Raw genomic sequence first — 13,104 nt, 5'->3', positions numbered from 1 at the left:
CCACCTTAAGCAAACTCACACAGCACATGGGCCTGCGGGTCGAGGGTGACGTGCACGCTCTTGAGGGTTTGCGCGTTGGCCATGGCGTCCAGCAAGCGGTCGGCTATCAGCGGCAGGACGTGGGTGTCGAGCAAGTAGTCGATGAGTCGCGCACCGCTGTCGCTTTGGGTGCAGCGCTCAGCCAGATGGTCGACCAGACGCTGGCAGTGGCTGAACGCCAGTTGCCGCCGTTGCAGACGCTCACCCAGGCGTTGAAGTTTGATTTCAATCAGTTCGCGCAGCACCGGCCCGCTGACCGGGTAGTACGGCACCACGCGCATGCGCGCCAGCAAGGCGGGTTTAAAGTGGTTGCTGAGCACCGGACGAATGCTCTGTTCAAGGTCTTCGGCACTCGGCCGCGCACCGTTGGCGCACAAGGCGTTGATGCGTTCGCTGGCGAGGTTGGAAGTCATCAGGATCAGGGTGTTGCGAAAGTCGATCTCGCGCCCTTCGCCATCGTTGGCCACGCCTTTGTCGAAGATTTGATAGAACAGATTGAGCACATCCGGATCGGCTTTTTCGACCTCGTCCAGCAGCACCACGGAATACGGTTTTTGCCGCACTGCCTCGGTCAACATGCCGCCTTCGCCATAACCGACGTAACCCGGCGGTGCGCCGATCAACCGCGAGACGGTGTGTTTTTCCTGAAACTCGGACATGTTGATGGTGGTGATAAAGCGCTCGCCGCCGTACAGCAGGTCGGCCAGAACCAGGGCGGTTTCGGTCTTGCCGACGCCGCTCGGGCCCACCAGCAGGAACACCCCCACCGGCGCATCGGGCTTGTTAAGGCCCGCCGCCGTGGCACGCATGGAGCGGTCCAGCGCGTGGATGGCCTGATCCTGGCCACGAATGCGCGCGCTTAAATCGGCACCGAAACTGCTGACCTTGGCGCTGTGCTCGCGGGCCAATTGCGACACGGGCACGCCGGTCCAGGCGCTGATGACTTCTGCCACAAGACGCGGGCACACTTCAAAACTGACCAGTCGCTCAAGGCTGTGGGCTTCGCTCAGGGCTGCATGGGTGAGGTTGAGCTGCGCCTCCAGTGAGGGCACGCTGTGCTCGTTTTCTGGGTCAAGGTTCGGTTCGCTGGCCTCACGGGCCTGCGCCAGTTGTTGGCGCAGCGCCAGCAAGCGTTCGGCCAAGGTGCGTTGCTCAACCCAGCGTGCTTCAAGGGCAAGCTGCTCGCTTTCGGCTTCGATCAAGCGCGCTTCCAGCGCTAGCAGCTGCGCGTGATCAATCAACAAACCGGCTTCGGCGTCACGGCGCATGGCCTGACGTTGGCGCCCGCCTTCGGCCAGTTCACCGCGCAGTTGCTCAAGCTTTTGCGGCGCGGCGGCCAAGCTGATGCGCACGCGGGCGCAGGCGGTATCGAGCACATCGACGGCTTTGTCCGGGAGCTGGCGACCGGCCAGATAACGGGCTGACAATTGCGCGGCGGCCACCACCGCGTCGTCACGCAAATAAATACCATGGCTCTTTTCATACACGTGGGCCAGACCACGCAGGATGGTCACCGCCTCAGTGACGGTAGGCTCATGCAGTTGCACCGGCTGAAAACGCCGAGCCAGCGCCGGGTCTTTTTCGAAGTATTTTTTGTACTCGCCCCACGTGGTGGCGGCAATGGTGCGCAACTCGCCACGGGCCAATGCGGGCTTGAGCAGGTTGGCCGCATCGGACCCTCCGGCGTTGCCACCGGCGCCGATCAAGGTGTGGGCTTCGTCGATAAACAGAATGATCGGCTTGGGCGAGGCTTTGACTTCGTCGATGACGCCTTTGAGGCGGCGTTCGAATTCACCTTTAACGCTGGCCCCGGCTTGCAGCAGGCCCATGTCCAGCGACAGCAGTTCAACCCCGAGCAGCACCGGCGGCACTTCACCGACGGCGATGCGCGAGGCCAGGCCTTCGACGATAGCGGTTTTACCCACACCGGCTTCGCCCACCACAATCGGGTTGTTTTTGCGCCTGCGGGCGAGGATGTCGATCATCTGGCGGATCGCGTCATCGCGGCACAACACCGGGTCAAGTTTCCCGGCCCGCGCCTGCTCCGTCAGGTTGTGGGTAAAGCGCGGCAATAACGCCTCGCCCGACGCAGGAGCGCGGTCGCTGGCGGGTTGTGCTTGTTGCGACAGGGCAAAGCCTTTGAGGCGTTCGATATCGAGCTGGGCCAGCAGGGTTTGATAGCCGCTCCCGGCATAACGCAGCGGGTTGCGCAACAAGGCGAGAATCAAGGCGGCCTGATCAATCTGGGTCTGCCCCAGTTCAAGGCTGGCGACCAGCAGCGCATCTTGCAGCCATTGCACCAGTTCAGGCGCAAACACCGGGTTACGTGAGGCGCTGTTTTCACTGCGCGGCTGCAAGGCAGCGCTCAAGTGGCCCGCATCGATGGCGGCGTCTTGCAGCGCACGTGCGAGCAAGCCTTGCGGTCGCTCCAGCAGTTGCAGCAGCAGGTCTTCTACCAATACCTGGCTCGCGCCACGTGCTACACAGCGTTCGGCACTGCCCTCAAGGTCGCGCCGGGTGTCGGCGTCGAGTGCCTGTATCAGTTGTTGCAGGTCTACGTTGATCATGGCCATTGCTCCTTAATGTGCTTTACCCAGGGTGACGACGCCGTCCGCGTATTCGCGGCCCAGCCAACTGGTCCATCCGAGTCGGCAGGGGTTGTGCTCGGCAATGCGCAGCTCACGGATTTCTTCGTGGCGCAGCACCAGCCGGATGTCGTACTCCAGCGGATCACGCAGGGTGAAGCGCACCAGCGCGCACAGCGGCTGATACCCCGTGCCGATCGGCAGAAGTTCATGAAAACGCTCCCAACTCAGTTGGCGGATGTGGATGCGAAACTTGCCGCTGCAATCGCGAACGCGCTCGCCCAGCACCAGGCTTTCACTCAGTTGATGATTGCCGCGCCCAAGGGCGTTGCGCTGTTCCTGGAGAATCTCGACGCGGCGCTCGATGCACTGCTCAATCGTCAGCTCGGCGTGCTTGAAGTAGTAACGCAGCACCGACTCGATCAGGGCGGCCGAATGCGCGCGCAAACTCAACAAACCGAGGTAGGGCAACAGGCGCTTCCAGTTCAGCTCTTGAGCGTCGCGGATGGTCTGGCCACCCAGCCCGATGAGGGCAAACAAGTGGCTGGAAAACGGATCGTTGGCGCCACTTTCGAATCGGGCGCGATAGCGGTATTTGCGCCAGATCGGCAGCAGCAGCCGTTGCAAGCGGTGGTTGAACAGGTCCAGAAACTGCCGCGTCGTGTTCTGCGCGTCGCCGTCGCCCAGCGCTTGCTCGCCATAAAACGCCGGCAACGGCGACGCGGAACCCACCAGGCCCATCAGGTTGAAACGCAGCCGCGCACGGCGTTGCCCGTGCTCGACAAAGAACTCCACCGCATCAACGTCGCAGCCCGGAAAACCCAGGCTCGGGTTGGCCACAAACTCCACCCGGTCGTAGAGCTCGTCTTCGCTGATGTCGGTGTTGCCGTCACGCAGGCGGTCGATGACCAGCAGCACGGCCTGAAACAGCGAGTACTCCCGGACAGTGCGGGCCAACACGCTCAGAGCAGGGGCTGCAGGCCCATGCGGGGTGTCCATTGGTAGGTCTCTCCCTGTGTGCTGTGGACCCGAAGTTCGTGGTACGAATTGAGGCTGGCGTAAAGCGCGAAAAACTCGTTGAGCACCGAGGCAAATACAAACAGGTCGCCATCGCCGACATAGCCTTGGGTATCAACGGTCAGTTCGGTGCGCAGGCCACGCAGCGGCAAGCCGCGGTGCAGGCGGTCAACGTGCTCATGACGGATCGACTTGAGGCCGTTGAGCAGGTTTTTACTGACCCGCTCGGCGTGCTCGTCGTAGTAGCGCGGCAAGTCGTAGGTTTCGAGGATCACCTTCAGGGCATCCACGTTGGCCAGCGACAGGTAGTTGAGTGACATGTTGCTGATCAGCTTCCAGAGGAAGTCGCGGTTGAGCGGCGGTGCGTAGCTGGGCGTCACCGGCCCGATGTTGCGAAACACCAGGAACTCGGGCGTCCCTTCGCAGGGCAGGCAGATGTCGCCCTGGCCAAGTCGCCGGGGCAGGTTCTGATTGGTGCACGTCAGCTCAATGGACAGGGTTTCGCCCGCCTCGGGCTGACGGGTGCCAAAACTGAGATAGGTGTCGAGCCCTTCATGCAGCAACGCCGTGCGCTGGCGAACGCTGTAATGCGTTTGCTCGACGGCCACATCAAAACTGGGGTCGTGCTCGAATGATTCGAACGGCACATACCGCTGGGAGCCCGTGCCGTCGACGCGCCAGCCGGTCACGCTGTCGACCGAGAACACCGCGCAGTGTTCGAGCGCCAGCCGTGAGGGCATCAGCAGGTATTCGTCCTGTTTACCGTCCAGGCGCACGGGCATGGCGTCGTGCTGGAACAGGTTGACGATGGGCGTGCAATAGAGCTTCACGTTGTCCAGCGTCGGGCGCAGGCGCTGGGCGTTGCTCTGGCGAATATCAAAGCGCAACTCCAGACCGCGCACCTGCTTGAGGGTGTCTTCAGGCAGCGTGCTCAGGCGCTCCAGACCGCTGAGGTCAACGAACAGAAACTTGTCCTGAAAGGCGAAGTATTCCTGCAAGTAGCGGTAGCCGCGAAAGGTGTTCAGCGGGTAAGGGATCAAGGACTCTTCTTCGGCAAACCCCACTGGTTGTACGCAAGTGGGCGCCAAGGTGAACGCCGGATTTTCGTCGGCCTCCAGGGCTTTGCCGTTGCCATCGAGCGGCACCACGGTGACGCCGTGCAGATGGCGCAACAAGCCGAGGTAAAGCATTTGGCTGACGTAGCGCTCGCCCGCCAGGTGTAAGCGCAACTGGCTCAGCGCCAGCTCGCCCAAATGACCGTCACAGGTCATGTTCAAGCGCAGGCTGAGCAGCGAGCCTTGGGCGTTGACCGAGTGTTTTAGCTCAACCAGGGCCAATGGCAGCACGTCTGTCGGGTAGCAGGTTCTGAACTGGCAACTCACGCCGTCAATCGGCTTGCTCGCCACCCGGGTTTCGCGCTCGACCCGCAGCGCCGGGCCCGGACGGTCCAGCGGGTCGAACTGCAACAGGCTGAAGGCCGGCAGTGGCCGCATGTAATTGGGCCACAGCAGGTGCATCAGCGAATGGCTCAGTTCGGGGAGTTCATCGTCCAGCTTCTGGCGCAGGCGCCCGGTTAAAAAAGCAAAACCTTCAAGCAACCGCTCGACGTCAGGATCACGCCCGGCCTGGCCCAAAAACGGCGCCAACGCAGGACTACGCTCAGCGAAGCGGCTGCCCAACTGGCGCAATGCAGTGAGTTCGCTTTGGTAGTAATGGTTAAAGGACACGGCGCTACCTGTTAGTTGTCGACGGCACGGAATACGGGAAACACATAGGGGTTGAACGTCACGCGTGCCGGGCTTTAAACCCCGACCCTGACCTGGCCACTGCCATCCAGGTGCGCGGTGAAACTGACCTGACGCTTGGTGCCCGCCACGTCCAGCCAGCCGTCGAGACTGAAGGCGAGCCGCAGCGGGTCGCCGTCTCGGGGCAAGGCGCTGACGCGGACCTGGCTCAGACGCGGTTCATAACGTTCAATAAAAATTTCGATGGCCTCGCGCGCCTGGGTCAGCGCGTCATGCAGGCTCAAACGCATGTTGTTCAAATCGGGCAGGCCGTAGTCGGGCAGCGTTTGCACGCTGCCCGCCCGGGTGCTGAGCATTTTTGCCAAGTGGGCAGCCACGGACGCCTGGGCGCAGGCAACGGGGCTCAAGCCCCGGCGTTTATCCACATCGCCCGCCAGGCGTTCAAAAAGGCTGCCATATGCGCTCATGCCCGCCTCCCGTTACTCTTTTTCCATCTTGCCGACCAGCGACAAGGTGAAGTCAGCTCCCATGTACTTGAAGTGCGGCCGCACGTTCAGGCTGACGCGGTACCAGCCAGGCTCGCCTTCAACGTCGCTGACAGTGATATGGGCGGCACGCAAAGGGCGACGGCCACGGACTTCGGCGGCAGGGTTTTCCTGGTCGGCAACGTACTGGCGGATCCACTTGTTGAGCTCAAGCTCCAGGTCGGTACGCTCTTTCCACGAACCCAACTGCTCGCGCTGCAATACCTTGAGGTAATGCGCCAGGCGGTTGACGATCATCATGTAGGGCAGTTGCGTGCCGAGTTTGTAGTTCAGCTCGGCGTTCTTGCCTTCGGCGCTGATGCCGAAGAACTTGGGTTTTTGTACCGAGTTGGCCGAGAAGAACGCGGCGTTGTCGCTGCCTTTGCGCATGGTCAGGGAGATGAAACCTTCCTCGGCCAGTTCGTATTCGCGGCGGTCAGAGACCAGAACTTCGGTGGGGATCTTGGTTTCGATTTCGCCCATGCTTTCGAAGTGGTGCAGGGGCAGGTCTTCAACCGCACCGCCGCTTTGCGGGCCGATGATGTTCGGGCACCAGCGGAACTTGGCAAAACTGTCGGTGAGCCTGGACGCGAAGGTGTAGGCGGTGTTGCCCCACAGGTAGTGCTCGTGGCTATTGGCAACGGTTTCTTTGTAGACGAACGACTTGACCGGATTTTCTTCTGGGTCATACGGATTGCGCAGTAAGAAACGCGGCACGGTCAGCGCCATGTAGCGCGAATCTTCAGACTCGCGAAAGCTCTGCCATTTGGCGAATTGCGGGCCGCAAAAGTGGTCTTTCAGGTCTTTAAGGTTAGGCATGCCGGTGAAGCTTTCGAGGCCGAAAAACTTCGGCCCGGCGGCGGCAATGAACGGCGCGTGCGACATGCACGAAACACTGGACACGTACTGCATCAATTTGACGTCTGGCGAGCTTGGGGTCATGAAGTAGTTGGCGATGATGGCGCCCACAGGCTCACCACCGAATTGCCCGTATTCTGCGGTGTACACATGTTTATAGAGGCCCGATTGCATGACCTCGGGCGAGTCTTCGAAGTCGTCCAGCAGGTCTTCTTTCGAGACGTTGAGGATTTCGATCTTGATGTTTTCGCGGAAGTTGGTGCGATCGACCAACAACTGCAAGCCACGCCACGCGGACTCCAGCGACTGGAAGGACGGGTGGTGGAGAATTTCGTCCATCTGGTTGCTGAGCTTGGCGTCGATCTCGGCAATCATGCGATCAACCAAGGCTTTTTTGACCGGCTCGCCCTGGTTTTGCGGTTTCAGCAGTTCTTCGATAAACGCCGCCACGCCGCGCTTGGCAATGCCATAGGCGTCGTCTTCGGGGGTGAGTCGGGTTTGCGCGATGATGTCGTCCAGAACGCTGTAAGAAGTGCTTTTATCGTCTTTTAGTTGTGCGGCGCTGCTGCTCATTGTGTGGCTTCCTTGACTGATGGGGGGCTCAAACGTCCGCTGCCGGAGCGACAAGCAGATCCAGTTCGCTCAGTATCCGAGCGCGTGAGACGTCGTCGGCCAGTACGCCTTCAATCGCCTTGCGAAAGCTCGGCGCGTTGCCCAATGGGCCTTTAAGTGCGACCAGGGCATCACGCAGCTCCATCAGTTTTTTCAGTTCAGGGATTTGCTCCACCAGGCTCGCCGGGTTGAAGTCCTTCATCGCGCTGACGCGCAGCGCAATCGCCAACTCATCGGTGCTGTCTTCGCCGTGCAAGCGATTGGGCACATTCAGGGCCAGCTCCAGCCCTTGCTTGGAAAGCACTTCATCGAAGGTCATTTTGTCGATGGCAATAGGCTTGCGGTCTTCAAGCTTTCGCCCGTCAAAGCGCTGGATATAGTCCCCCACCACCAACAGCTTCAAAGGCAGTTCGATCTCTTCTTGAGCCCCGCCAGTCGCTGGTTTGAACGTGATGTTGATCCGTTCCTTGGGGGCTACCGAGCTTTCTTTGGCCATGATGTTTTTCCTTGCGTGTGTGTGGCCCTGAGGCCTATTCGAGTACCACTTCAAGATCGAGGTGGCACAACCTGCGATACATCTCGTCCTTGCGTTCTCGCACTTCGTGGTTCTGCGGCAAGAGCTCGCAGCAGCGATGTAAAAGACGCAAAACTTCAAGCACCAGATCCGGCTCCCAGGCCTGTAAACCTGAGCGGTGAAGGACCTCATCGAGCATTTCGAGCTGGGTTTTGGCGAGTTCGTATTTCTTGGCGTGGAAGCACAGCCGGGCGAGGGTCAACTGCCAGAAGAACCGCACACGCTCGCCAGGGGCGCTGCTCGATCCGCGCTTGAGCCACTGCACAGCGGGTTTGAAACCGCTGACTCGCAAAAGCTCTTGCGCTTCATCGAGGGCCAAGTCCCAGGCCGGGCGTACAGTTGCGACCGGCGCTTCGGGCTCGCTTCGGCTCAGATGGGGCAGCACCTGTGCGTCGATCCAGGCGCGGGTCTGCGGGTCGGCAAACGCGGTGCCGTCACTGAAACGCAATTCGACCAGGCCCGGCAGCCGTTGCAGCAGCAAGGCGAAATGGACCTCCACCTCACGCATGGCCGACTCGGCTTTAAGGGCGCTCAGGCATTCCCAGACCAGGCGCTGGCCGTCGAACCAGAACGGTGATTTGGCAACGCTGGCTTCAAGCTCCACCAGCAAATCGGCAAACTGCCCTTGGGTGAAACGGTCCGCGTAGCTGTTGAGCTTGTCGGCCGGGATGCCGCGCAGCGGGGTGATCAGCTCGCCATTGCGCTCGGGCAGGAGTTCTACGGCCAGCCACGTCAGCACGCGGTTCAGGCGTAGCGCTCGCAGGTCGGTGGCTTTCTGTTTTAGCCACCAGCCGCACAAGGCCCGGGCGCTGTCCTGTTGCTGACGCAAGGCCTTGTGAGCGTCTTTTTCGTTGTCGATGAGCGTATTGGGCTCGATCAACTGGGTGGCCACGTGCCTGACCTGCGCCACCGCCGTGGCAATAACGCCCTTCTCAGGCTGGCTGTCGACGGCCCGCTGGACCATTCGGGCCAGTCGACGGCAAATCGGTAGCAACAGCGGCACGTCATCGCCCAAATGCTTGGCCAGCGCGCTTTCCAGCGCCAGCAACAGCTCAACCATGTGCTGGAACAGCGGCAGTTGTTCTTTAATCGGGACGTTTTCGTTGAGGGCCCGATCAAGGCGCCCTACCAGCCAGCTGATGGCGGCGGCACGGGTGCGCAATTTGAGCGGGTATACAAGCGCCCAGCGCTCCGTACACAGGTGGTGCAATAACCCCAGGCCCGCCAGCAACCCCGGGAACGATTCGCGCTGATAAAGCGCCCAGGTCAGCCAGACGGCGGCACGCAGGTCCTTGGACTGATCACGCAGCATCGCCTCGCTTTGCTCATGCACCACGTACCAGTCGATCTGGTTGTTTTCTGACATCGACTGGGACTTGCCGATTTCTCGCTCAAGGGCTTCGAACTGGTTCGAAAAGCGCGCGTCATTGCCCGCAAAGCTATCCTTGAACACCGGTGCTTTGCCCAGCTCGATGAGGCGGGCAAATAATTGGCTGGAATACGTCATGACAGCACGCCGCCCACTGCAGTGGGCACCATGTACGTCATAGAGGTATCAAGGGGGAGGATCACAGCGCATTACCGATTCCATTCAAGTGGCGAGACCTTATGTGAATGGAAAAGGGAAAAATGTCAGACGTTTCCTCAATGGGCCGAGAAATGTCTTCGCTTAAAAAAAGGTAAAGAAATCGCCTCACGCACGCGTTACGAAACCTGACATACCAAGGATTTGGACTACACCCAAACAGTCATCTCTGACACGAATGGCTGAAAAAACCGCCTTATAGATGTCGACTAAAGTCATGCAGTTAACAGATTCACCTTTCATGGCAGTGGCTTAAACTGCCGCCTTATTTGCCCCAAAACCTGCTGTCTGCTAGTGTCAGCCGGTTTTAACGCCTACCGAGAATGCCGCCATGGCCCGCAAAAAAGCTTCCCTGGATTTCGAGCAGTCCCTCGCCGACCTGCAAACATTGGTCGAGCGCCTGGAAAACGGCGAACTGTCACTGGAAGACTCATTGACCGCCTTTGAACAAGGCATTCGTCTGACCCGTGATTGCCAGGGCGCGCTGGCGCAAGCGGAGCAGAAAGTCCAAATTTTGCTTGAGCGCGATGGTGAGCTCGCTCAAGAGCCTTTTGATGCGGAACAACCAGAATGATTGATGCCTACCAAACCAGCAGCCAGGCACGCGTCAACGCGGCACTTGAGCGCTTGTTTGTCGCTCCTGCCCCGGAGTTGGCCCGTCTGTACGAGGCCATGCGTTACAGCGTGATGAATGGTGGCAAACGGGTTCGACCGCTATTGGCCTATGCCGCTTGCGAAGCGCTGGGCGCGGCCCCCGAACAAGCCAATGGCGCGGCGTGCGCGGTGGAGCTGATCCACGCCTATTCGCTGGTGCATGATGATTTGCCGGCCATGGACGATGATGATTTGCGCCGCGGCCAGCCGACCACCCACAAGGCGTTTGATGAAGCCTGCGCCATTCTGGCCGGTGACGGCCTGCAAAGCCTGGCGTTCAGCGCCCTGCTCGACCCGACGCTGACCACTCTGGATGCCGAAACACGTTTGCGCATGGTCAATGGCCTGGCATTCGCGGCGGGCCCTGCCGGCATGGTTGGCGGGCAAGCCATCGATCTGGGCTCGGTGGGGCTGAAGCTGGATCAGGCTGCGCTGGAATACATGCACCGCCACAAGACCGGCGCCCTGATTGAAGCCAGCGTACAGCTGGGGGCACTGGCCAGCGGCCAGGCAACGGATGACAATCTGCAGGCGTTGAGTGTTTATGCCCGGGCCATTGGCTTGGCGTTTCAGGTCCAGGACGACATTCTGGACGTTGAAAGTGACACCGCAACCCTGGGCAAACGCCAAGGCGCCGACATTGCACGGGACAAACCGACCTACCCGGCACTGATGGGCCTGGAGCAGGCCAAAAGCTATGCCCTGGAACTGCGTGATCAGGCGCTCAATGCCCTGCGACCTTTTGATGCAGCTGCAGAACCTTTGCGAGAACTGGCGCGTTATATCGTGGATCGCCGCCACTAATACGGTGACAAATAGATATTTCGCACAACGTGTAATGCCAAGGTCTGACTAACGAATGTCACACTGCGTGGGCAGCTTACGTTCCATAAGGTAAACTGCCGCCTCTTTTATATACCTATAACGATTCGCCTGATGCCAACGACGTTTCAAGATTTTCCCCGCAAGCGCCCGACTACGCCCCTGCTCGACCGAGCGGGCACGCCTGTTGGCCTGCGCAGATTAGCCGAAGCCGAGCTGGAAACCCTGGCCGATGAGTTGCGCCTGGAATTGCTCTATACCGTTGGCCAGACAGGCGGGCACTTTGGTGCCGGGCTTGGGGTCATTGAGCTGACCATCGCGCTGCACTACGTCTTCGACACCCCGGATGACCGGCTGGTGTGGGACGTGGGTCATCAGGCGTATCCGCACAAAATACTCACCGGCCGTCGCGATGAAATGGCGACGTTGCGCCAAAAGGACGGCATTGCGGCCTTCCCGCGCCGCTCCGAAAGTGAGTACGACACCTTTGGCGTCGGCCATTCCAGCACCTCGATCAGCGCTGCGCTGGGCATGGCCATTGCCGCCCGCCTGCAAAACAGCGAGCGCAAGGCCATTGCAGTGATTGGCGACGGCGCACTGACCGCGGGCATGGCCTTTGAGGCGCTGAACCACGCGCCCGAAGTGAATGCCAACATGTTGGTGATCCTCAACGACAACGACATGTCGATTTCGCGCAATGTCGGCGGGTTGTCCAACTACCTGGCTAAAATCCTGTCGAGCCGTACGTACGCCAGCATGCGCGAAGGCAGCAAAAAAGTGCTGTCACGCCTGCCGGGCGCCTGGGAAATTGCCCGCCGCACCGAAGAATACGCCAAGGGCATGCTGGTCCCCGGGACCCTGTTCGAAGAGTTGGGCTGGAACTACATCGGGCCGATTGATGGCCACGACCTGCCGACCTTGATCGCCACGCTGCGTAATATGCGCGACCTCAAAGGCCCGCAGTTCCTGCACATCGTCACCAAGAAAGGCAAAGGTTTCGCCCCGGCTGAAGCCGACCCGATTGGTTATCACGCGATCACCAAGCTTGAACCGCTGGACGCACCGAAAGTGGCGCCCAAGGTTGCCAGCGGGCCGAAGTACTCGGCCGTGTTTGGCGAGTGGCTGTGTGACATGGCGGCGGCTGACGAGCGCCTGGTCGGCATTACCCCGGCCATGAAAGAAGGCTCGGACCTGATCAAGTTCAGCGAGCAGTACCCTTCGCGCTACTTCGATGTGGCGATTGCCGAGCAGCACGCGGTCACGTTTGCCGCCGGTATGGCCTGTGAAGGAGCCAAACCCGTGGTGGCGATTTATTCGACGTTCTTGCAGCGTGGTTACGACCAATTGGTGCATGACGTCGCGGTGCAGAACCTGGACGTGCTGTTTGCCATCGACCGTGCCGGTCTGGTGGGCGAAGACGGCCCGACCCACGCCGGCAGCTACGACCTGTCTTACCTGCGTTGCATCCCGGGCATGGTCATCATGACCCCGAGCGATGAGAACGAACTGCGCAAAATGCTCACCACCGGCCACCTGTACAACGGCCCGGCGGCAGTGCGTTACCCGCGCGGCACCGGCCCTGACGCGCCTATCGAGAAGACTCTTGAGCCGCTGGAAATCGGCAAAGGTATCGTGCGCCGCCAAGGCAGCAAGGTGGCAATCCTGGTATTTGGCGTGCAATTGGCCGAAGCCCTGCGAGTGGCTGAAAAAATCGACGCGACCGTGGTCGACATGCGTTTTGTGAAGCCGATGGACGAAGCCTTGGTACGCGAAATGGCTGACAGCCATGAGCTGCTGGTGACCATCGAAGAAAACGCCATCATGGGTGGCGCAGGCGCGGCGGTCAGTGAGTTCCTGGCCCGCGAAAACGTGCTGAAGTCGGTGCTGCACCTGGGCTTGCCGGACATTTATGTCGAGCATGCCAAGCCGAGCCAGATGCTGGCTGAATGCGGCCTGGATGAAGCCGGCATCGAAGCCTCGGTTCGCCAGCGGATGCAGTTGCTGGGCCTCTAAGCCCACCAGGATCGACTGTAGGAGCGAGCTTGCCTCGCGATCTTTTAAAGATCAAAAGATCGCGAGGCAAGCTCGC

10 protein-coding genes are annotated in these 13,104 nt (G+C 60.3%); 3 read left to right on the top strand and 7 right to left on the bottom strand.

The genetic code is table 11. The annotated features are described in order from the left end of the window. Positions 1-5: 5 nt before the first annotated feature. From tssH to tssA, 7 genes are all read right to left on the bottom strand, one after another. Positions 6-2,612 carry a type VI secretion system ATPase TssH gene (tssH, locus tag QMX84_RS09025; protein ID WP_282363635.1) on the bottom strand — a complete coding sequence of 869 codons (2,607 nt, stop codon included), beginning with the start codon at positions 2,610-2,612 and terminating at the stop codon, positions 6-8. A 6-nt stretch (positions 2,613-2,618) separates the two neighbouring features. Beyond that, entirely contained in the window at positions 2,619-3,623 is a 1,005-nt protein-coding gene (tssG, locus tag QMX84_RS09020) for a type VI secretion system baseplate subunit TssG (protein ID WP_153330181.1), read from the bottom strand. Further along, positions 3,587-5,368 carry a type VI secretion system baseplate subunit TssF gene (gene tssF, locus QMX84_RS09015; protein WP_282363634.1) on the bottom strand — a complete coding sequence of 594 codons (1,782 nt, stop codon included), beginning with the start codon at positions 5,366-5,368 and terminating at the stop codon, positions 3,587-3,589. The genes tssG and tssF overlap by 37 nt, the downstream gene beginning before the upstream one ends. Before the next feature lie 74 nt (positions 5,369-5,442). Then, positions 5,443-5,853 (bottom strand): type VI secretion system baseplate subunit TssE, encoded by a 411-nt coding sequence (gene tssE / locus QMX84_RS09010; protein WP_048389380.1) that lies wholly within the window; start codon positions 5,851-5,853, stop codon positions 5,443-5,445. A 12-nt stretch (positions 5,854-5,865) separates the two neighbouring features. Continuing rightward, positions 5,866-7,341, bottom strand: a complete 1,476-nt coding sequence (gene tssC, locus QMX84_RS09005; protein WP_048367750.1) for a type VI secretion system contractile sheath large subunit — start codon at positions 7,339-7,341, stop codon at positions 5,866-5,868. Positions 7,342-7,369: 28 nt separating this feature from the next. Then, on the bottom strand, positions 7,370-7,876 hold the full coding sequence (tssB, locus tag QMX84_RS09000; RefSeq protein WP_153330184.1) for a type VI secretion system contractile sheath small subunit: 507 nt from the start codon (positions 7,874-7,876) through the stop codon (positions 7,370-7,372). A 34-nt stretch (positions 7,877-7,910) separates the two neighbouring features. After that, positions 7,911-9,461 carry a type VI secretion system protein TssA gene (tssA, locus tag QMX84_RS08995; protein WP_282363633.1) on the bottom strand — a complete coding sequence of 517 codons (1,551 nt, stop codon included), beginning with the start codon at positions 9,459-9,461 and terminating at the stop codon, positions 7,911-7,913. Between the two features lie 409 nt (positions 9,462-9,870). Here tssA and QMX84_RS08990 point away from each other — a divergent pair, with 409 nt between their 5' ends. The 3 genes from QMX84_RS08990 to dxs all read left to right on the top strand — a co-directional run bounded on the left by QMX84_RS08990 (position 9,871) and on the right by dxs (position 13,028). Then, a complete protein-coding gene (locus tag QMX84_RS08990) occupies positions 9,871-10,113 on the top strand; it encodes an exodeoxyribonuclease VII small subunit (protein WP_048367754.1) in 243 nt (80 codons plus the stop codon). Continuing rightward, positions 10,110-10,997, top strand: a complete 888-nt coding sequence (gene ispA, locus QMX84_RS08985; protein WP_273220780.1) for a (2E,6E)-farnesyl diphosphate synthase — start codon at positions 10,110-10,112, stop codon at positions 10,995-10,997. Before QMX84_RS08990 ends, ispA begins: the two co-directional genes overlap by 4 nt. 132 nt (positions 10,998-11,129) lie before the next feature. Continuing rightward, positions 11,130-13,028 (top strand): 1-deoxy-D-xylulose-5-phosphate synthase, encoded by a 1,899-nt coding sequence (dxs, locus tag QMX84_RS08980; RefSeq protein ID WP_048367758.1) that lies wholly within the window; start codon positions 11,130-11,132, stop codon positions 13,026-13,028. Positions 13,029-13,104 lie beyond the last annotated feature (76 nt).

It is taken from the genome of Pseudomonas sp. PS01297 (genome assembly GCF_029959305.1).
Classification (GTDB): domain Bacteria; phylum Pseudomonadota; class Gammaproteobacteria; order Pseudomonadales; family Pseudomonadaceae; genus Aquipseudomonas; species Aquipseudomonas helleri.
This window is presented reverse-complemented; position numbering and strand designations above follow the sequence as displayed.

What these genes read in the sequence shown, in the direction of transcription:
- tssE (WP_048389380.1), bottom strand. Translation starts at nt 5,853, where the DNA reads ATGAGCGCATATGGCAGCCTTTTTGAACGCCTGGCGGGCGATGTGGAT.
- ispA (WP_273220780.1), top strand. Translation starts at nt 10,110, where the DNA reads ATGATTGATGCCTACCAAACCAGCAGCCAGGCACGCGTCAACGCGGCA.
- dxs (WP_048367758.1), top strand. Translation starts at nt 11,130, where the DNA reads ATGCCAACGACGTTTCAAGATTTTCCCCGCAAGCGCCCGACTACGCCC.
- QMX84_RS08990 (WP_048367754.1), top strand. Translation starts at nt 9,871, where the DNA reads ATGGCCCGCAAAAAAGCTTCCCTGGATTTCGAGCAGTCCCTCGCCGAC.
- tssH (WP_282363635.1), bottom strand. Translation starts at nt 2,612, where the DNA reads ATGGCCATGATCAACGTAGACCTGCAACAACTGATACAGGCACTCGAC.
- tssA (WP_282363633.1), bottom strand. Translation starts at nt 9,461, where the DNA reads ATGACGTATTCCAGCCAATTATTTGCCCGCCTCATCGAGCTGGGCAAA.
- tssC (WP_048367750.1), bottom strand. Translation starts at nt 7,341, where the DNA reads ATGAGCAGCAGCGCCGCACAACTAAAAGACGATAAAAGCACTTCTTAC.
- tssB (WP_153330184.1), bottom strand. Translation starts at nt 7,876, where the DNA reads ATGGCCAAAGAAAGCTCGGTAGCCCCCAAGGAACGGATCAACATCACG.
- tssG (WP_153330181.1), bottom strand. Translation starts at nt 3,623, where the DNA reads ATGGACACCCCGCATGGGCCTGCAGCCCCTGCTCTGAGCGTGTTGGCC.